Raw genomic sequence first — 19,270 nt, forward strand, 5'->3', positions numbered from 1 at the left:
AGGATCCCAGGTGAACGAACAGTTTTTCCAGCCCTACACTTTCAACAACGGAGCGACGGTAAAAAATCGGCTCTTTATGGCGCCGATGACCAATGGGCAAAGTCATCCCGACGGACGCTTTAGCGAAGAAGAATTGAACTGGTTAACGACGCGTGCCCAAGGTGGATTCGGCGCGGTCATCACAGCCGGAGCTTCGCCCTACGAAGACGACCTTTACATAGAAGGGCAGATCGGAGCTTTCTCAGATTCTCACGAATATGGACTACGCCGCTTTGCCGACATGGTTAAGCGCGAGCAGGCGCTGTCGATTATTCAACTCATGCCCTCCGGAATGCGAGCAAAAGCCAAACTGAATAGAGGCAAACAGCCGGCGGGCCCAAGTGTCGTTCAACTTCCGATTCCTGATTTTGAGCAGCCTCGGGAGCTCAGCGAAGAACAAATCCACGCCATCCTTGATGCTTTAGTGGATAGCGCGCGGCGAGTGCATCGGGCTGGCGCCTCCGGAATCGAGCTACACGGTGCCAACGGCTACCTTTTTACCCAGTTTTTTAGCAAGGCCACGAACCTGCGAAAAGATAAATGGGGAGGCTCGGTGGAAAATCGCGCACGATTTCTACTCGAAGCCATGCGGAGAATCCGGGCCGACTTACCCAGCGACTTCACCATCGGAGTTAAGATTCTCGTCGAAGACTGGAACAACGGGCGAGGTTTCGACATTGACGATGGCTTGGAAATGATCCGGATAATGAACGATGTGGGGTTTACTTACCTGAATCTTTCGGCCATGAACGCTAAGGAAGTATCCTGGAAATATCCCAATCAAAAAGCAAACAAATCTCTCACGGGTTAGGAACGTTTTACGCAGCGACATTCCCGTGGTGGCAAGTGGATCGTTGTTAACGCCGCAAGAAGTTCAAGATGCGCTCAACGATGGTGCCGATATGGTTGCTTTGGGCCGTGCAGCGATATTAGCTCCGGACTGGCCGAAAAGGGCTGCTAGCCCTGACTTCGAAATTAAAAGTTTTCCTCTCACGCTTGAAGAGCTCTATGCGCTCGGAGTGTCACCGAAGTTTGTGCATGCGCTGCGAAATGGGCTTTCCATGTGGAAATTCATAAAAGAAAATTAGGAAGAGAAATCCATGAATATAAAGCAAAGTAAACCGCGAGTCTTGGTTATAGGTTCCAGTGGGCAAATAGGTAAGAAAGTTGTTTCCAATCTAGAAGGCAACCTTGACGTTGACGTTAGGATTACTTCCCGCAGGCTTGAGGATGTTCATCGTTTAAGCGGCGAGGGAAAGGACATCGTTCACCTTGATCTGGACGATCCCCGAACTTTCGGAGCCGCGCTCGCAGGCGTGGATCGAGTTTTCCTTTTAACCGGCTATACCGTAGCCATGCTTGCGCAGAGCAAGACGCTGGTGGACGCCGCCAGCAAAGCCGGTGTTGAGCATATCGTGCACCTCGGTGTTTTTGGGGAATGGGATTGCACGGGGCCAGCCTTTGCCTGGCATCAATTGGTTGAGGCCTATATTAAAACCAGCGGAATTTCTTGGACATTCCTTCATCCCAATATGTTTATGGAAAACATACTTACCCTTTGCTTAAAGGGTGACACCCTGACCACTTACTGGAACGAATATCGAACCGGCTGGGTTGCGGCGGCGGATATCGCTCTGGTTGCAGCTACCGCGCTCCAGGAGGGGCCGGCGAAGCACGCTGGAAAAGAGTACTGGCTTAGCAGCGATGTTGCTACTGGGCCTGAGCTCGCCAAACTTCTAAGCGAACTACTCGGAAAAGAGATTACCGCCAACGTCCTTGGCCCCGCAGAATTTCAGGCTATTTTCACATCGGCAAGTATCCCGGTGGAGTCGTGGTATGCAGATGGCGGCGTCGAGATCATGCGACAGGTAGTGGATGGGCGGATGGGATATCTCGGAAGCGTTCGGGATGATGTTCCGCATGTCACCGGAGAGCACGCTTTAACACTTAAGCAATGGATTCTTGAGCATCGGCAGGAGCTAATTTCGATCGTCGGGCACTAGGGATGTTGCAATCAACTTGCCGCTTGAGGAGAGCAAGTCGAAATTTTCTCGAACGCAGCGCTTAGGGATGCTCTGAAATAAACGGATGTTTCCGGCTAGGGAAGGGCACGTAGCGAATCTTGCGTCTCACTCAAGTTGCCTTGCATCATAATCACCCTACGACGCCCAAGCTGCATTTGGATATCGAGTAACAAACGCTCCTAGCTCCTGGCCAGCCTCACATATCTGCGAGATCCCATTGTGAACAAAATCGCCATTTTCTTTAAAGGGTGAGCAGCAGTGACATTTCGCTACAACGGAAGCGCTGAGCCTTAATGCTGGCTTGAAGAAAGAAATTGAATTTGAGACCAAGCTGAGTGCACTGCTGGGTGAATACAGCTACAGCCTAAAAGACGTGATCAACCTGCTTGATCCGAAGTCTGATCGACGTGCACCAGTTGCCGAGCCCCAAGCCAGTACTCGGACACCACGCCAGGTGAAGGTCTACAAAAACCCGAACACCGGCGACGTCGTCGAAACTAAAGGCGGCAACCACAAAAAGCTGAAAGAGTGGAAAGCTGAGCACGGCTCCGACACCGTAGAGTCCTGGCTGACCAAGTGAGTTTGGTTTGAGTACAAAAAAAGGCCCGTCGAGGGCCCTTTTCATTAGTGCTTTACCAGGGTGTTAGTTTCAGCAGTCAGCCCGCTGAGCCCCTGAAGCTTGTATATCGAAGCGGCATATTCCGCGCTGGCCGGCGTTCCCTTAAGGCTCAAGGCAATTGTAAGCCTCGGTCTACACTCAGCCATTATGCTGTTCGTGGCTGTGTTCGATTTTCCATCGAACACACAGCGCCAGAGCAATGAAGCATGCACCGATCCAACCTACGGCACTTACGCCTACGCGATCTATCAACAACCCAGTGGTGGCTGCACCGAGGCCGATGCCTAGATTTATCATTGATACGTTGATGGCGTTGATCAACTGACCAGCGTTCCCAGCCCTTTTTAGCACGTCGATTCCGATTAGCAGGCTGACACCAGCGTGGCTGCTGGCAACGACAATGACGGCGAGTGGTACAGCCCATGTGAGATTGCCAAACACTGACAGGGCGCACATGCCGACGGCCATGGTCACCAACGCCCGTCTGAACAGGGGCTCAAGATCGTCTTTCACACGTTTGGATAGGATCAAATTGCTCCCAATGTCTGCGACGCCGTAGAGACATAGGATCAGGGTGACGTTCATCTCACCGAAGCCGGTCTCCCGTTCCAAAAAGGTAGCCAGGAAGTTGAATACCGAGGCTACGCCAGCAAACATTAAGCATGAGCTGACCAAGGTCATTGAGACGTCAGGCTTGAAGGCTACACGCACGGTGTCGCGCAGGTTTTCTTTCTGTCGTGATTCCTCTGAGGGCCTGACCCAAATCCAGACGGCTAGCAAAGCCGCGCTGCTCAGCACCGTCATCATCCACATCGCCATCCGCCAGTTGGTAGCGTCTGCGAGGAGCTTGCCGACAGGGACGCCTATAACAGATGCGATTGAGATCCCCACCAGGACTCTACCAATCGCCATGCTTTCATTACGGCCTTGTGACAGTGACTTCGCGGCCAGTGCAGCGTTCGTCCAGAAAACAGCGACACCGATCCCACCCAGCACGCGACCAGCCAGAATTACGTAGTAATCGTTGAACGCTGCGGACATCCCATTCCCGAGAACCAATGCCAAGCAAGCAGATATGAGAAGGGATCGTTTCGAGGCCCGGTGTGCTAGCACACCAATGATTGGCGCGCTGATGCCCATGCCTAAAGCAAAAGCTGTCACGAGCCCACTCGCCTCACCGATAGTGATGGCCAGCGATGTTGCAATTTCAGGCAGTAAACCTGCGACGATAAATTCAGAGGAGAGCATTACAAATGCAGTGAAGGTCAGCGCATAGACCCTGGGGTTGATCGTGCTGCGGTCTTGTGTCATCGGAAAAACCATCTGCTGAGTTCAGTGGACACGACCTGCCAAGAAGGGGCGTTTGGTGAAATTTGCTCGGGTTGGGCAGGGCGCTTGCTCAGGTTCTCTGAATAGCCTGATGAAGCTTTTGTAGAAACAGGATGAGCAAAACCGCAACAGCCAGAAAGCTATCGCGGTTGTTCTGCGTTTTAGCGGTTAGCGTCGGCCAAGCCAGCCTCGATGAAGCGAACGGAACTCTCCATAGCCTGCTGACCTTCTGGCAGCATGGTGGCGTAGAAGTGCCAGGCGTGGAACATCGCAGGCCATACTTCCAGGTTGACGCGAACGCGGTTATCAGCCAGGTGAGTTGCAAGGCGCATTGCATCACTCAACATCAGCTCGTTCTCGCCGATCTGCACCAAGATTGGTGGAAGACCGGTGACGTCCGCGAACACAGGTGAGGCCAGAGGATGATTGGCCAATGTGTCGCCTAGGAATGCTCTGGCGAGGATGTCCAAGACAGGCTTGGAGTTCAGAGGATCCAGACCTTCACGGTTGCTCATGGAAGCACCGGTGTGTTCAAGGTTCGCCCATGGTGAGATGGAGGAGCCAACCGCAGGCAATGGAAGCCCTTTCGATTTAGCCGCGACCATGACGCTGACAACCATTGCGCCGCCAGCCGACTCGCCAGAGAACGCAATTTTGTTAGCCGGGATTTTCTGCTCAAGCAACCATTCGTAAGCGCGCAACGTGTCGTCGATAGATGCTGGAAACTTGTGCTCAGGAGCGAGGCGGTAGTCCGGCATGTACACACGAGCACCGAGCATTTTCGCGTAGTTGCCGCCGATACCGTGGTAGCCGTCTGGACGTCCTACAATGTAGGCGCCGCCGTGGATGTACATCACGACCGCGTCGGTTTTGATCTCGTCCGGAGTAACCAGTGTGCCGGGTACGCCACCCATGTCGACTGCTTCGAATTTAACGCCAGCTGGCGCTGGATTTTGCGCGAGCATTTTGGCGTAAGAGTCGCGGATGTCGCTCATTTTTGTGGTGGTATCGATTCCCTTAAGAACGGGTACCAGATCGCTAAGGCTATTGGCCCAGGTTTGGACGGCTGCTTGGACTTTAGTGTTCATAATGACCTCAATTGATCGTGGGAGTGGATTAGCTAATTGAGATACTATGCTTAGTATTGGGGAATAGGGTTCCCCATAACAGGTGCTAAGCCGCCCGAACGTTGAGACCACCGAGGCCGTATGGAACTCCATAACCTGAATGATATCGCCGCGTTTGTGAGCTCGGTAAACGCTGGAAGCTTCACTGCGGCGGCAAAACAGCTTGGCCTTACCCGCTCTGCGGTGGGGAAGTCGATAGTCAGGCTCGAGGCTCGTTTACAGGTACGTTTACTGAATCGCACCACTCGTAGTTTGAGCATGACCGATGACGGCCAGGTTCTTTATGAGCGCTGTGTGGGCGTTCTTCAGGATCTGGATGACGTGGAGGATGCCCTTGCGTTTCGTCGTTCGACACCCAGTGGGCGATTGCGGATGAGTCTGCCGGTTGCGCTGGGCAGACTTCATGTCCTTCAGCACATTGAGTGCTGTCTTAAGGATTGGCCCTCCCTGAGCGTGGATATCACCTTTTCTGACAGGCTGGTCGATCTGATTGATGAGGGATTTGATTTGGCCATGCGCATCGGGCCACCGAAGGAAGATTCTCGGTTGTTAACGCGCACTGTGGCCTACCAACAAATGATTACCTGCGCTTCCCCCAAATATTTGGCTGAGCATGCCGAGCCTAAAACGCCTGAGGATTTATCCGAGCACCAGTGCCTGCATTTCGTGAGCGGTGGGAGATTGCTTCCTTGGAATTTTCGCGTGAATGGTAGCTCTGTGTCCGTTACTCATGGTGGAAGGCTACAGATGGACAGTGCTGAGTCATTACACCAGTCAGCTGTAGCTGGCCTGGGTATCGCGACTCTTCCTTCCTACGTGGTGAACGACGATTTGAGGAGCGGCAAGCTAGTTCAATTGCTCGCTGGGTATGCAGAGGCCGCAGAGCCTATTCGGGTGATCTACCCTAGCAAGCGGCACCTATCTCCAAAAATTCGACTCTTCATCGATAAGCTCGTGGAGGCTTGGTCACCATGCCCACCATGGGAGCAGCATTCTGCGGAAGACATTCACTCTGCCTGAACCGTGAGCAAGGCCCGCGCGGCCAGTCGATACCTAGCATATTCATCGCGTATTCATCCCACTTGAGCATCGACTTCCAGGCGTGGGCACTGCGCCCGTATTCCGTGCACCTGCCAAAGGAGCCAGTGCCTCAGAGGCTTAGTGCGCCGGTGTTTTCCACATCCTCAGTATGATTGGCGCAGATGCTCATGACTGCGTTTCGTTGGAGCTATTGGCGCTCCTTGCGGGGGAAGTGACGGTGCAGACGCTTGACAGCGGTCAAATATCCGAATAAAAATGAAGCGCTTCATAAATATCTCTTTCGAGAATAAATACAAAAAATAGAGTCGTGAACAGATAATTGATTTTGTTGGCTTGTGGCCGCAGGCTATGATCATGAAACGATTCATATTTGCCGTTTTCCTAGGCAAGCCTGGAGATCATGATGGTCACTGCATCATTAGTCTGCGCTCGGTCAAGCACGCGGGCAGCCCTCGCCACTCTCTTATCTAAAGTCACCGACCGCTCCGGCACGGGGGCACTGGCTTCGCCACGCAAATCTCCTAACACCACCCGCTTACATGAGTCCGAAATTTTCGGTCAGCCAGTGCGGCATTGGACGCGTGTGAGCATCACCGCGTCTTGTTTCTGTTTTTTTAGCGCGGGGAATTTGGCATGACGAATCTTCGACATTCAGGACGCACAGTTCTCATTACCGGGGCGGGGGGAGGTATCGGTGCTGCGATCGCCCGGCTGTACTGCGAGGAGGGCGCGCGGGTTGCCTTGGTAGATTTCGACGAACAGTCAGTTTCGGAGCTTTTCCGGCAACTCATTGCTGCCGGACATGTGGTGGCCTGGGCGAAAGCTGACGTGTCAGATTTCGCTCAATGCAGTCGAGCCTGTGTTGAGCTTACCGAGCAGATCGGCCCGATCGACACCTTGATTAACAATGCAGGTATTTCACCCAAACACGAGGGCGCACCAGCGCCGATTTGGGAAATGGATCCTCAGGAATGGGATCGCGTCGTTGGCATCAACCTGACAGGCTCATTCAACTTGGTCAGAGCTCTCGCGCCAGCGATGGTCAAACACCGTTTTGGAAGAATAGTGAATATGTCTTCCGTTGCTGGCAGCGCTTATCTCCCTATCGTCGCGGCGCATTACAGCGCCACGAAAGCCGCAGTTATCGGTTTTACCCGTCACCTGGCAGGTGAGCTCGGGCCCTATGGCATTACGGCAAACGCGCTGGCTCCGGGACGCATCGAAACGCCGCTGCTAAAAACCGTTTCTGCGCAAGCGAACCAGGCAGTCGTTAATGAGACACCGTTGGGCCGTCTTGGAACGCCACTTGAGGTAGCTAAAGCAGCATGCTTTTTGACTTCAAACGACAGCGACTTCATCACGGGCCAAGTTGTGGATGTGGCGGGTGGCTGGTTGATGCGCTGATCCATCCGGGCTCGTATTCAACGTAACGATTTATCTCACAGTTTTTCAGCAGCGGGTGATGGCATGGTTCGAACAATGGGTTTTCCTGGCCGATACGAGCAAGGGCCAGGCGCACTAAAGCAGCTTGGCAGAATCCTTTCCGATATGGGGCAATCGCGCCCTTTGGTCTTGTGCGACGAGTTCGTCTCGAAGCATCTGTGGCCTGAGGTAGGGAATGCATTGTCAGAGCATGGCTTCGAGGCGAACAGTATCGTTTTTCCCGGTGAATGCACTAAAGCTGCAATTGCGTCTCTCTGTGAGCGATCAGCAGATTACAGGCCAGACACCATCATCGCTTTGGGCGGGGGTAAGACAATTGACACGGCTAAAGGGATGGCTGCTCAGCTTAACGTCCCCATTGTCGTATGCCCGACCATTGCTTCCAGCGACGCCCCAACCAGCCGTTTGATTGTGCTTTACGACCAAGCGCACAAGGTCGTTGGTGTCGAGTACCTGAACATGAACCCCTCTGCAGTAGTCGTGGACACCGAAGTGATTGTCCGTGCGCCTGCAAGGTTTTTCGCCGCAGGCATCGGCGACGCCATCAGCAAAAAGTTTGAGGCGCAACAATGTCAGTCTGCCGGAGGCAATAACTCATTTGGTACTCCAGCGTTGAACACTGCATTGCTGCTAACAGAGGCAGTGTTTAAGACGCTTATGACCTACGGGTACAGCGCTTACCAAGCAGTAGGCCGGCACGAGGTTAATGATGATGTCGAGCGGGTTGTTGAAGGAACCGTCCTTATCAGTGGCGTTGGGTTTGAGAGTGGCGGCTTGTCGCTAGCTCATGCGCTTGTGCGAGGTCTTACGGCAATTCCTGCGATTACTTCCATGCTGCATGGTGAGCTTGTCGCATTCGGGACGCTGGTGCAGATGTCCGTCGAAGAGCGCCCAGACTCAGAGATCCTAGAGGTCGCTCAGCTTCTGAATGATGTGAATCTTCCCGTCACCCTCGACGGCCTTGGCCAGACGTCTCCGTTTACCTCTGAGGAACTGGACATTGTCGTCCAGGCAACACTGGGTGCGGTGTACGCAAAAAATATGTCGCCAGCCCTTACGGCTGAACGACTCGTCCGAGGACTCGCTCGTGCTGACGAGCTGGGACAACGATTCGAACGTTTCAACTAACCGCTAAATGCAGCACAGCTAATCCAAGAATAAAAGAGGCTCAGAAAATGACAGACAAGACCGTTCCGCATATTCATGACTTGCTCAAAGACTCCCCTAAGAACTGGGGTAAGTGGGGCCCCGATGATGAGGTAGGCTCACTCAACTACCTTACAGGTATCGAAGTTCTCCAAGGGGTCAAAGAGGTCAAGCAAGGCAAGACATTTACTTTGCAGGTGCGGATGGCAGATCCTGCTGGTGACCCGGTCTGGCCTGGTCGCTCCCAGTCAAAACGCATGAATATCATGGATCGTGGTCACTACAACTGTGGCAAAGGCCCACATTTTCCGGGCTCTTACGAGTTCGCCGACGACGTGATGTTTTTTCATCTTCAAGGGTCAACTCAGTACGACGCCCTTGGGCATGTCTGGTACGACGATCAGATTTGGAATGGCTACAGCGCCGATACCACTATCGGTTCCCTGGCCAAGGCGAGCGTTGCTCCATTGGGTGAAAAAGGCATTGTTGGCCGAGGCATTCTGATCGACATAGCGCGCCACCGTGGTAAAGACGTGCTGGATGCAGGTGAAACGTTCAACCATGAGGATTTAATGGCTGCGGCCCGCGCTCAAGGCGTCTCTATCAACAAGCGTGACATTCTCATCATCCGCACTGGATGGATTGGCTCGTTTTATAAACGCGACCCGGAAGAGTTCTACAAAGACTTTATCGAGCCAGGCCTGACCTACAGCCCTGAGCTGGTGAAGTGGTTTCAGGAGATGGAAATTCCGAACATTGTCACCGACACCATCGCTAACGAAGTCACCGTCGATCCCGTGTCAGGGGTTGCGTTGCCGTTGCACAACGCACTCATGAGGAACTTGGGCATCACACTCACTGAGATCGCTCAGCTTGATCCTCTCGCTGAGGACTGCGCTGAGGATGGTCAGTGGACGTTTCTGTACACCGCAGCCCCTCTAAAGGTCGTTGGCGGAACCGGCGCTCCTGTGAATCCGATCGTCATTAAATAAGTGTCTTGCCTGAGGGCAGCAGAAACTCTGCTCTCAGGTTTTTCTCTCCAATTAACGGCTCCCGAACGGCAGGCTGTTGGCTTATCATCCTCTGCGCAAATCGAGGGCGTTCTTCTGATCGTCCTGTCTCCGCGCTACGATCGAGGATGCTGAATCTCCAATGAAAAAAATCGAGAAACCGAAGCTCAAGGATGTGGCTGAATTGGCGGGCGTCTCGATGGGGAGTGCTTCAAGAGCATTGGCTGTCCCGCACTTAGTGAAACCTGCAACGCTCGCCAAAGTACAAGCAGCTGTTCAAGAGCTCGGGTACGTGCGAGACGGGGCCGCGCGTGCTTTGGCATCCAGGCGTACGCACAGCATCGGAGCCGTTTTTCCTACTTTTAACAACCCAGCGTTCGCTGAAGCTGTCCAGGCCCTTCAGTTAAGGCTAACGGAGCTTGGGTATCACCTGATCATTTCTTCCCATGAATACGACCAGGCGCAAGAACTGGTAAACGTAAGGAACATGATTGAGCGGGGCGTCGAAGGCCTACTGTTGGTGGGTACTGAACATAGTCCTGAAATTTATGAAGCACTAACTGCCGCCCAATGCCCATTCATTCTCATGTGGTCACTTGATGGTGCTCACGACCATCACTGCGTGGGGTTCAGCAATGAGGAGGGTGGTCGATTGATAGCCAGGCACTTGCTTAGCCTTGGTCATCAAAGTATCGCCATGATCAGTGGAGTTGTTTCTAACAACGAACGGGCAAAATACCGTCTGAAAGGAATCACCGCTCAGCTACTCGAGTCAGGGATAGAGCTTTCAAGTGAACGGATTATTGAGCAGCCATTCACGATTGAGGGAGGGCGCGCCGGGCTGCGGATTGCTATGGAGCTTAACCCCAAGCCTACAGCCATTGTCTGCAGCACTGACCTCACCTGTATCGGAGCGTTGGCGGAAGCGCGCTCCATTGGGATCGACGTCCCCAAAGAACTATCAGTCAGCGGGTTCGATGATATCGAGTTCGCGGCTGCCTACGTACCAGCCCTGACGACCGTCAGGGTGCCGACTTCGAAAATTGGTATCAGCAGCGCCAACAACATCGTTGCGCTGATCGAGGGACGCCCACTTGCACGCCGCGAGCGCATACAAATCGAACTCGTCGTCCGAGATAGTACGGCGCCACGGCCTTAGAGCGTTTTCAGGAAGGGACTAAACTCTTGGTGCTTCATTGGCATTGAACCAGCCTGGGCGGTACTCGCTCCAGGTCAGTTGCCAGAATCCCTCATGCTTGCGACGAAGCCGCATCCGGTAATGCGCGCCATAGAGAGGCGTGCCATCTTGCGCGTGTGAGTTTCCCGGAATGATTCTGCCGACAATCATTTCCGCTATACCCTTTTCCTCGTCGGACTTGATCTCCAGCACGTCCGCGAAATGCTGCATCCACGGCCAGGGCCGACGAAACTCTTTGAAGGAGCCGATGATCGCGTGGCGCCCTTCAATAAGGCCCATCGGTTGAAAATCACCAGCGGCGTCGTTGGTAAAGCAATGAGCAAGCTGCTGCATGTCAGCCTGATCCAGCGCCCATGAGTAACGAGCGTAGGTTTCAGCAATACACTCCGCACTGGTCACCGAAGCCGTTGAGTCAGGGAAAGCAAGCCATGGCGAATTCAGCTCGCTAACGATGGTCGGGGCTGGGTCGCCAATCCTCCATCCGTCGTCACCTGGTGGAAGCTGCCAGTGAATTGCAAGCGAGTAGTCCCCGGTTACCCAATTCAAGGCAATCAGCACGCTGTCGAGGCGCCAGGTGCCTGCTGTCTTTTTCAGAGAGCCTGTGACAGTCATACCAAATCCGAGCGTGGCCGACTTTGTGGCTTTGCTGATATGGCCATAGGCGTAGAGACTGAAAGTGGCGTCGGTTTCTCCACCACCCACATAGTGATTGGTTGCCTTCACTGAAAAGCCATCAGCCTTGGCACGGTCTTGCTGGAAGGCTCTGACAATCTTGCGTCCACCCTCATGAGCGGACATGTGGCTTGTTACCAGCTGGCAATTGTCAGTGAACATATCCCCAGCAGATTCCCAATAACCGCTCTCCCAGGCTTCCAGAAAGGTGGCTATAACGCCCTTAATGTCGGTGCGATCACTTGAGCCGGTCACTGGGTCACCTGCGAGACAGGTTGGCCTATGGGAAAGTGTGGCAGGACATACTCAGCCATCTCCTCCAGGACATCAGCGGCTGGTCGCTGCAGAGGTTTGATATTCAGTGCGACGTGTGAAACACCTTCATCCTGTTGCCGTTTCCAGAGCTCTATCAGGGCATTACGTCCAATCCTGATGCCGTTGTAGCCGCGTTCCAAAGGAGTGGTTGGGTCTTTTGCCAGATCGAAAAAGGTAGCATAACCATAGGGTTTGAACGCACCACTCCGATTGGCTGATCGGAACTCCTGAATCAGAGCAGGGAGTCGACCAAAGTCACTCAGATGCCATATCCAGGCATCGGCATTATTTGCGATCCACTCAAGTGTTTGGCGGGCTCTGCCCACCACAATCATGGGGAGACGCGGGCCGACTGGCTTCGGCACCATATCCAGGAGGCCTTCCAATTGCCCGAAAAGTCGGGTCGAGGCAGTGGGGAAACTGTTCTCCGTCACTGTGCGTATGAGCTGAAAGCCTTCCCTGTATCGCTCTTCTCTCGTTTCAAAATCAATGCCGAAGGCAGGATATTCGATGGGGCGATCTCCGCTTGAGAGCCCCAGCATGAAGCGTCCACCGGTGAGCTGGTCAACCGACACAGACTGTTTAGCAACGATCAACGGCTCGCGCAGTGGAAGAACGATTCCTGTCGTTCCTAGAGCAATTTGTTTAGTTACGGCTGCCAAATATCCAAGGTAGACGAAGGGGTCGATCATCTGCCCGGTGTCACCAAAGCTTGGATCGTAGAAGGGCACGTCCCTCATCCATAAACTTGCAAAACCAGCCTCATCCGCGATTCGAGCAAGGCGCTGATGATCCTGCAAAGTAGGGAACGGCGAATTTGGGTAGCCTTCCAGAGGCATGATGTATCCGAAGGTGAGGCCTTCGGGCTGGAACACTCGCGAATAGGCCGGGTGAGCTGCAAGCTCGGGACTGAGCTCAAGGGAGGGGCTGAGAGAAGTCATTGCTAAACCTCATGATTTCAAGCCGATTACTAATGCATAAGCGGCTTTCAGATGAACAGGTCTGCATGGTAGTGAAGGTATTGGGGAAAATGTGTCCCCTCTGTTGGGGCGCGACCCACTGATGGCCTCTAGCCGTTGAATTAAATATCTGATGGGACAATCACTTGAACCCGTACGTAGAAGACGGTCTGGGATGAGTCGCAGCGTTCAACGGGATGAGCCTAATGCGCTGTGACGAGTGGTCACAGATGGTGTGAATTTCTGAGTATTCTCCTGTACGAGAGCATCACCTACTCTCACTCAGCGATTGAAATCCTGGCTCGCTCGCCAGTCACACGTTGAGAGAAATTATAATGAATACGCCCGTTAAACCTGATGAACTTGCCATTCCTTATGCTTTGCCGCAGGTGCCTTTCATGTCTCCAGACATGGTGCATCCAGGCGTTATGACCACTTGGCTCGAAGACGATAATCTCTGGGTGCCTGTCACCAAGTCAGTATCTTTCAAACCACTGCTGCTGAGCGTTAGCGGCGGGTACTACATCAACTTGCTCCGAGTGCGGCAGAGCGGGGTTTTGTCACGTCACCGCCACTCAGGTGCAGTGCATGCGATCGTGTTGAAGGGGCGTTGGTACTACCTCGAACACGATTGGGTTGCTGACGAAGGCTCCTTTGCATTCGAGCCGCCAGGGGAGACTCACACTCTGTTCGTCCCAGAAGATGTCGAAGAAATGATTACCTGGTTCCACGTTCAGGGTGGCTACACTTACGTCGACCCACAGGGTGTCGCGGTTGGCTATGAAGACGTTTTCACCAAGCTGGAATCTGCCCGCAGCCATTACAAAAATTTGGGCTTGCCGGACGATTATATCGAGCAGTTCATTCGCTGATTTTGGTTCAAAAAAACGCGCTACGGCGCGTTTTTTTGTGTAGATAAACAGGTGGATTCAGTCGCGTAAGGAGCGTACCGAAATGGATCAATACTCTCAAATGCTAGCCTTCATCTGGTCGACAGAGTGCGGAAGTTTTTCTGCTGCCGCCAGGGCGCACGAGATGACGCCTTCAGCCATCAGCAAACTAATTGCGAGGCTGGAAGATCGACTTCGAGTTCGTCTTTTCCAGAGAGGTTCTCGAGTCCTCACGCTGACGGAGGAGGGTGCTGCTTACCTACGCAGTGCGAAGGCGGTGGTCGAAGCGATGAGTGAGGCTGACTCCCTGGCAGAGGGACTTCCTTCAAGGGTCAGTGGCACGCTTCGCATCCACACGATGACCTCTTTTGCGAAGCAACAAATTGTGCCCTGGTTACCAGAATTTCTGGATACCTATCCGGGTCTTGATGTGGAAATTCAGTTAGGCGCTCAGTTCGTTGACCAGTTCGAACAAGGATTGGACATAGCCATACATAGCGGGATTCTTCCGAGCTCTTCCAGAATCGCGAAGAAGATCGGCGAGTGTGAGTGGTTGCTGTGTGCTTCGCCTGACTACCTGGAAAAGTATGGAACACCGCAGCAGCCACAAGACCTGATGAATCATCGATGCTTTACTTTCAGTTTTGCCAGCCCTTGGAACAAATGGGCCTTTATCCAGGACGGTCTGGGTGTTACGACCCCTGTGAAGCCCCGAGGATCGTTTACCCAAGGCGAACTGCTGAGGGACATGGCCAAATCAGGCGCGGGTATAGTCCGCCTTGCAGATTTCCACATAGGAAAAGACGTTCAGGACGGATCGCTGGTGCTCCTGCTTGACGAGTACAAAGCGGAGATCTTAGAGCCTATTTACCTGCTCTACTCAGATAGAAAGCATCTAAGTCCTCGCATCCGAGTTTTCATCGAGTTTTTTCAGGAAAAATGGATTAAGCATCCATGGAAGGTCGTGAGAGGACTACCCGAAGCGACTTGATAGCCACTACGGCCCCGCGCTTATCTTCACTCTACCTCCGCGCTAGCGTGCAACGTTGGCTCCTGCACAAGGGAGCCACTAATCCACCTCTCTGGTAATTTTCCCTCCTGCTCTGTGCCCAACAAATCTCTCAAAATCTGAGACCTATTCCCAAGTAATTACTTAGCCAAATGCTTCGCTGTTGCCTCTTTCATTTTGTGCCACTGACCTGTTCCTGGCGGTCACAGCAGGTGTGCTCTGCCAGCTATATTCAGCACTGAAATTGAGCCATAACCTCTGTCCATGGTGAGCAGTATGACGAGTGCTGATTCATCTCAGATGTTGGGGCTTACGTGTGAAAAACACCGATCCTCAGCCGGAGAATAAAAATAAATACCCGGAGATATCCCCATGGGATTTGCTCAAGACAAAATCGAAGCATTACCTGCGGTCAATCGTGTGCCAAAAGGAGCAGGTGCAGCCTCGTGGGGCGCGATGGCTCTTTTGTGGCTCGTGTATGCCATGGATGCCAACTCCCGCCAGATGTTCTTTATGGTATTGCCCTCCATCACCAGCGAGTTCAAAACAAGCGCTGAGCTGACTGGACTGCTTGCCGCGTTCATCACTATCGCTACATCTTTGATAGCCGTGCCTTGCATGATTTGGGCTGATAAAGGTGGTCAGGGATGGATGCGAAAATACCGCCACCTGCCAATCGTGATTGCTTACACGCTATTCACCTTTCTGACCGGCCTCAATTTCTTGACCGGCTCGCTTGGAGTGCTTGTCGCGCTGCAAGTGATGTCTCACGCATTTGGCGGTGCTGGCGAAGCCATCGAAGTCACCTCCTTGTCCGAGTGGTGGTCGAAGGAGCGCCGTGGTTTCGCCCTAGGACTTCATCACACCGGATACCCTTGGGGCACATTGATCGGTGGCTTGGCTATCAGTGCTCTACTCCACGCTTACGGCCCGGAAAATTGGCGCTTGGCATTCCTGCTGTTCCCTGTACCGATGATCATCATCTTTTCGGTCTACTGGTGGTTCAGTACGAAGAAGCGTTACGAGTCCTTTGTCGAACACGCTCAAGCCGTGGGTGAGACCCCTCCATCAATGGAAGCGGTACAGGGTGTGGTGGAGGTGCCCAAAGGCGCGTTCAAGTCTGCAATGAAAAATCCGAACATCTCCGCTATCGCTCTAATCTCGATGTTCGCAATCGTTGGCTACTTCGGCATCAGCTTCTGGCTACCTCAGTACCTGGCCTTTGTTGCCCATTACAACTTCGCAGAGGCGGCTGCTTACTCGGTGCTCTTCACGATCACCGGTGGTATCGGCCAGATCGTTTGGGGATGGATTTCAGACCGAGCAGGCAGAAAACTTTGCTTGGTGCTTGTTTTTGCATGGCTTGCGGTGGGCATGTACCTCTTCAAATACTCATCCGTCAGCCTCACTTGGCTTATTGCGATTCAGTTGTTTGCCGGGTTCGCGATGAACGCGCCCTACACGCTGCTGTACGCCATTGCGTTCGACTCTGCAAAGCAAGGCACGACCGGCCTGGCAGGCTCAATCGTCAACGTCGGTATTTACGCTGGTGGCTTCGGGCCTTTCGTGATTGGGATGTTCATCGGCGCAGGTGGTGGCTTTGAGCAGGCTGCGGGCTACAACTACGCGCTCTACTTTATCTCCGGCCTCATGGTACTGGCGGCCATCATCACCATTTTCTTCACCCGTGAAACTACCGGCTGGTTCCTCAAGTACGACAAGGCGCTGGTCTCGAAGCACTCTTGCAACATGGGTTTGTAACAAACCTGTTGCACCTGCACTTACAAGAAAATCCCCTTGGGGATAGCTAAAGCTAGGAGAAAGTCATGACCCTTATTAATGATGCCAAATGGTTGAGCCAGTTCGCCGACGAGTTAAACGGTGATGCTGATTGGACTGCAGCTGCTCGCTATTTCGATGGACGCATTCAATTCAAGCACAGCACAGGTTTCTCAACGCTTGCGGTTCTCGCCGGTAAAGTCGTTGCGGTTTACCCGGAAGGAAGCCCCTTGGGCGCGGACATCATCGTGTCTGGTTCTGATGATGAGTGGCAGCGCGTTCTTGACGGAAAGATCGACTGGTTTGAAGCGTTGTCCCCAGGATTGGGAAAACTTGAGCTTGAGGGCAACGTGGTCGCCGCATGGCAGTACGTAGATGTGATGGCTCGCGCGTTCGACGCAATGAAGCGAGTAGGAAAAACTGATACTAACCCACCAGTCTCCTATTCTCCCGGGCCGAAGCCGTCCGGCAAAGAGACGGTAGGACGGTATATTACCGTGGACGGAATTCGCGTTTACTACGAAGAGTCAGGGGAGGGGCGTCCACTCGTTTGCTTCCATGCAGCATCACAAGATTCTCTAATGTACAGGCACGTACTGGACGGTCTCTCAGATGAGTTCCGCGTCATTGCAATTGACGCCCCCGGGCACAGCAAATCAGAGCTACCCGAATCAGGCCCATTCCACAGTCTTACTCGCCATGCGGAGTTTAACGAGCATCTGATGGAGGCCTTAGGACTTGAAAGGCCAGCGATCATGGGATGCTCCATGGGCGGCAACCTAGTGCTGGAGTTGGGGGCACGTCGCCCCGATGCGTACAGCGCGATCATTTCAGCCGAGGGGGCAGATTTCACTCCAACGGTTTCCGAGTTCTTTCTTGATATGTTGCTCATGAACGGGCCAGAGATCATCGGTGCCTGGTCTCGTTCGATGACGGGAAATCGCACTCCACCAGATCGCGCGAGGGAGGTGGTGTGGCAGATCTCGCGCACCACGCCGCAGGTGATGAAAGGCGACCTGACAGGCTATGCGAACTTTGATCAGCGGCAACAAGTTGGAAAGATCAAAGCGCCTGTTTTACTTCTGCGCGGTGACGCCGATTGGTTGGTGTACCAAGAGAAGGTTGAGGAAACGGCATCTCGAATTCCTGGAAGTAAGATCGCCGTGCTCGCAGGTACTGGCCACTATCCAATGACTGAAAACCCGTTGGAGTTCTGTGACACGGTACGCGCGTTCCTTCAGGAAGCCGGACACGGTCACAAAAACTGAAAGACATGATTGAAAGGCCCGCTTGGAAGGCGGGCTTTCTGGCGTGTATTCAGCCTGCAGGTTGAGGGTCGAAAGAGACCTTCGCCAACCTGGGCGCAAGATACTTGGTCTTGCGCCAACCCTTGAGGCTCTTGCTTTCTTTGCTTAGCCGCTACCGCTACGCGCGCACTCAGCTGCCGCTGCTCAATTTCACCTAGATCCCTCTCAACTATTACCTCAGCGACCTCGCATTGCTCGTGAGGCCGATTGTCCGACACTCGCGAAAATTTCCTTGTGATCTGTGATCACACCGGATAGCATCAATTTCAGAGCGTACATCTGAGCGGCGGCAATATGTAAAACCTCGCTCGAACGATCACTCCTAACCATAAATACAAAAGTTGGAGAACATCATGCGAAGTACAACTACCTCTGCGACTGAGCGTGGCCCCGTTGCAATCGTTGGCGCTGGCCTGATTGGCAGAGCGTGGGCGATCGTTTTTGCTCGCGCAGGGCATCCGGTACGTCTGCACGACATGGATCTGCAGACGATGCAGAACAGCCATGCCTACATCGAAGCGAGACTCAATGAGCTCGCAGAATTCGATCTTCTCAATGACGCCCCCCTCACCGTACTTGCGCGCATTACGTGTGTTCCCGACTTGGCGGAAGCGCTACGTGACGTGGTGCTCGTGCAAGAAAACGTTCGGGAAACGGTGGAGGCAAAAATCGACATCTTCAGTCGAATGGATGCGCTGGCTCCCAAGGACGCGATTCTTGCGAGTTCAACCTCATGGCTACCGGCCTCTGAGTTCACCAGGGATCTGCCAGGTCGGGGTCGCTGCGTAGTTGCTCACCCTACCAACCCGCCTTACCTGGTTCCGCTGGTAGAACTGTGCCCTGCGCCGTGGACAAACTCCGAGGTCATGGTTCGAGCGCATGAGATCTACACCGCAGCCGGACAGAGCCCTGTCGTCCTGTCGAGGGAGATACACGGTTTCTTGCTCAATCGAGTTCAAGCCGCAGTCCTGAACGAATGCTTCAAATTGCACGAGGACGGTCTGGCCAGCTCGGAGGATATTGATCGGGTGCTGAAAGATGGACTCGCCCTTCGATGGTCGTTTATGGGCCCCTTCGAAACCATCGATCTCAACGCCCCTGCCGGCGTATCCGACTATGCCAAGCGCTATGGCCAACAAAACCGCGAGACGATCGGTTCTGAAAATGCTTTTGACTGGTCGGAATCAGCAGTTGCCCGAGTACATGACGAGCGTCGCCAAAAGCTTGAGCTCGAAGGAATTGCATTGCGTTCCGCCTGGCGTGACCGCCGCCTGATGGCCCTCGCTGCTCATAAGCGTCAAGCCCCAAATTCTTGACAGTTTTTCTTCATCCTGAACACCAAAATAAAAGTACCCAGGAGATC

17 protein-coding genes and 1 pseudogene are annotated in these 19,270 nt (G+C 53.5%); 14 read left to right on the forward strand and 4 right to left on the reverse strand.

Annotated features, from left to right (window positions below):
- Window positions 1-10: 10 nt before the first annotated feature.
- The 4 genes and pseudogenes from AABM52_RS14995 to AABM52_RS15010 all read left to right on the forward strand — a co-directional run.
- A complete protein-coding gene (locus tag AABM52_RS14995; protein WP_347912562.1) occupies window positions 11-850 on the forward strand; it encodes an NADH:flavin oxidoreductase in 840 nt (279 codons plus the stop codon).
- Window positions 851-893: 43 nt separating this feature from the next.
- Window positions 894-1,127, forward strand: a complete 234-nt coding sequence (locus AABM52_RS15000) for a hypothetical protein (RefSeq protein ID WP_347912563.1) — start codon at window positions 894-896, stop codon at window positions 1,125-1,127.
- Window positions 1,128-1,139: 12 nt separating this feature from the next.
- The gene (locus AABM52_RS15005) at window positions 1,140-2,042 is read left to right on the forward strand and encodes an NmrA family NAD(P)-binding protein (protein ID WP_347912564.1); all 903 of its coding nucleotides are present in this window, start codon (window positions 1,140-1,142) and stop codon (window positions 2,040-2,042) included.
- 298 nt (window positions 2,043-2,340) lie between these two features.
- Window positions 2,341-2,643 (forward strand): annotated as a pseudogene (locus tag AABM52_RS15010) (histone-like nucleoid-structuring protein, MvaT/MvaU family); the annotation flags it as partial.
- Window positions 2,644-2,820: 177 nt separating this feature from the next.
- Here AABM52_RS15010 and AABM52_RS15015 read toward each other — a convergent pair.
- Both AABM52_RS15015 and AABM52_RS15020 read right to left on the reverse strand, forming a co-directional pair.
- Window positions 2,821-3,993, reverse strand: coding sequence for an MFS transporter (locus AABM52_RS15015; RefSeq protein ID WP_347912565.1), 1,173 nt, complete (start codon window positions 3,991-3,993; stop codon window positions 2,821-2,823).
- Between the two features lie 179 nt (window positions 3,994-4,172).
- On the reverse strand, window positions 4,173-5,099 hold the full coding sequence (locus tag AABM52_RS15020; protein WP_027620514.1) for an alpha/beta hydrolase: 927 nt from the start codon (window positions 5,097-5,099) through the stop codon (window positions 4,173-4,175).
- Between the two features lie 120 nt (window positions 5,100-5,219).
- On the opposite strand from AABM52_RS15020, the gene AABM52_RS15025 reads away from it, so the two are divergent.
- From AABM52_RS15025 to AABM52_RS15045, 5 genes are all read left to right on the forward strand, one after another.
- A complete protein-coding gene (locus AABM52_RS15025; protein WP_347912566.1) occupies window positions 5,220-6,158 on the forward strand; it encodes a LysR family transcriptional regulator in 939 nt (312 codons plus the stop codon).
- A 654-nt stretch (window positions 6,159-6,812) separates the two neighbouring features.
- Window positions 6,813-7,583 carry an SDR family NAD(P)-dependent oxidoreductase gene (locus AABM52_RS15030; protein WP_347912567.1) on the forward strand — a complete coding sequence of 257 codons (771 nt, stop codon included), beginning with the start codon at window positions 6,813-6,815 and terminating at the stop codon, window positions 7,581-7,583.
- A gap of 75 nt (window positions 7,584-7,658) precedes the next feature.
- Window positions 7,659-8,750 (forward strand): glycerol dehydrogenase, encoded by a 1,092-nt coding sequence (locus AABM52_RS15035; protein ID WP_347912568.1) that lies wholly within the window; start codon window positions 7,659-7,661, stop codon window positions 8,748-8,750.
- Between the two features lie 47 nt (window positions 8,751-8,797).
- Entirely contained in the window at window positions 8,798-9,760 is a 963-nt protein-coding gene (locus AABM52_RS15040) for a cyclase family protein (protein ID WP_027620510.1), read from the forward strand.
- Window positions 9,761-9,920: 160 nt separating this feature from the next.
- Complete coding sequence (locus tag AABM52_RS15045; RefSeq protein WP_347912569.1) at window positions 9,921-10,937, forward strand: substrate-binding domain-containing protein; 1,017 nt, start codon at window positions 9,921-9,923, stop codon at window positions 10,935-10,937.
- 18 nt (window positions 10,938-10,955) lie between these two features.
- Here the strand turns inward: AABM52_RS15045 and AABM52_RS15050 are convergent, their stop codons facing one another.
- Entirely contained in the window at window positions 10,956-11,903 is a 948-nt protein-coding gene (locus AABM52_RS15050) for a nuclear transport factor 2 family protein (protein ID WP_347912570.1), read from the reverse strand.
- Entirely contained in the window at window positions 11,900-12,904 is a 1,005-nt protein-coding gene (locus tag AABM52_RS15055; protein ID WP_347912571.1) for an LLM class oxidoreductase, read from the reverse strand. Before AABM52_RS15055 ends, AABM52_RS15050 begins: the two co-directional genes overlap by 4 nt.
- 353 nt (window positions 12,905-13,257) lie before the next feature.
- Between AABM52_RS15055 and AABM52_RS15060 the strand changes: the two genes are divergently transcribed.
- From AABM52_RS15060 to AABM52_RS15080, 5 genes are all read left to right on the forward strand, one after another.
- Complete coding sequence (locus AABM52_RS15060; RefSeq protein WP_154861856.1) at window positions 13,258-13,794, forward strand: 2,4'-dihydroxyacetophenone dioxygenase family protein; 537 nt, start codon at window positions 13,258-13,260, stop codon at window positions 13,792-13,794.
- Between the two features lie 82 nt (window positions 13,795-13,876).
- Window positions 13,877-14,803: a LysR family transcriptional regulator gene (locus tag AABM52_RS15065; protein ID WP_154861855.1), complete on the forward strand. Its 927-nt coding sequence runs from the start codon at window positions 13,877-13,879 to the stop codon at window positions 14,801-14,803.
- A 390-nt stretch (window positions 14,804-15,193) separates the two neighbouring features.
- Window positions 15,194-16,582 (forward strand): MFS transporter, encoded by a 1,389-nt coding sequence (locus tag AABM52_RS15070; RefSeq protein ID WP_154861854.1) that lies wholly within the window; start codon window positions 15,194-15,196, stop codon window positions 16,580-16,582.
- Between the two features lie 65 nt (window positions 16,583-16,647).
- Window positions 16,648-17,868, forward strand: coding sequence for an alpha/beta fold hydrolase (locus AABM52_RS15075; protein ID WP_347912572.1), 1,221 nt, complete (start codon window positions 16,648-16,650; stop codon window positions 17,866-17,868).
- Window positions 17,869-18,260: 392 nt separating this feature from the next.
- The gene (locus AABM52_RS15080; protein ID WP_223441440.1) at window positions 18,261-19,223 is read left to right on the forward strand and encodes a 3-hydroxyacyl-CoA dehydrogenase; all 963 of its coding nucleotides are present in this window, start codon (window positions 18,261-18,263) and stop codon (window positions 19,221-19,223) included.
- The last annotated feature ends 47 nt before the right edge of the window (window positions 19,224-19,270 follow it).

The sequence above is a fragment of the Pseudomonas grandcourensis genome (genome assembly GCF_039909015.1).
Classification (GTDB): Bacteria; Pseudomonadota; Gammaproteobacteria; order Pseudomonadales; family Pseudomonadaceae; genus Aquipseudomonas; species Aquipseudomonas grandcourensis.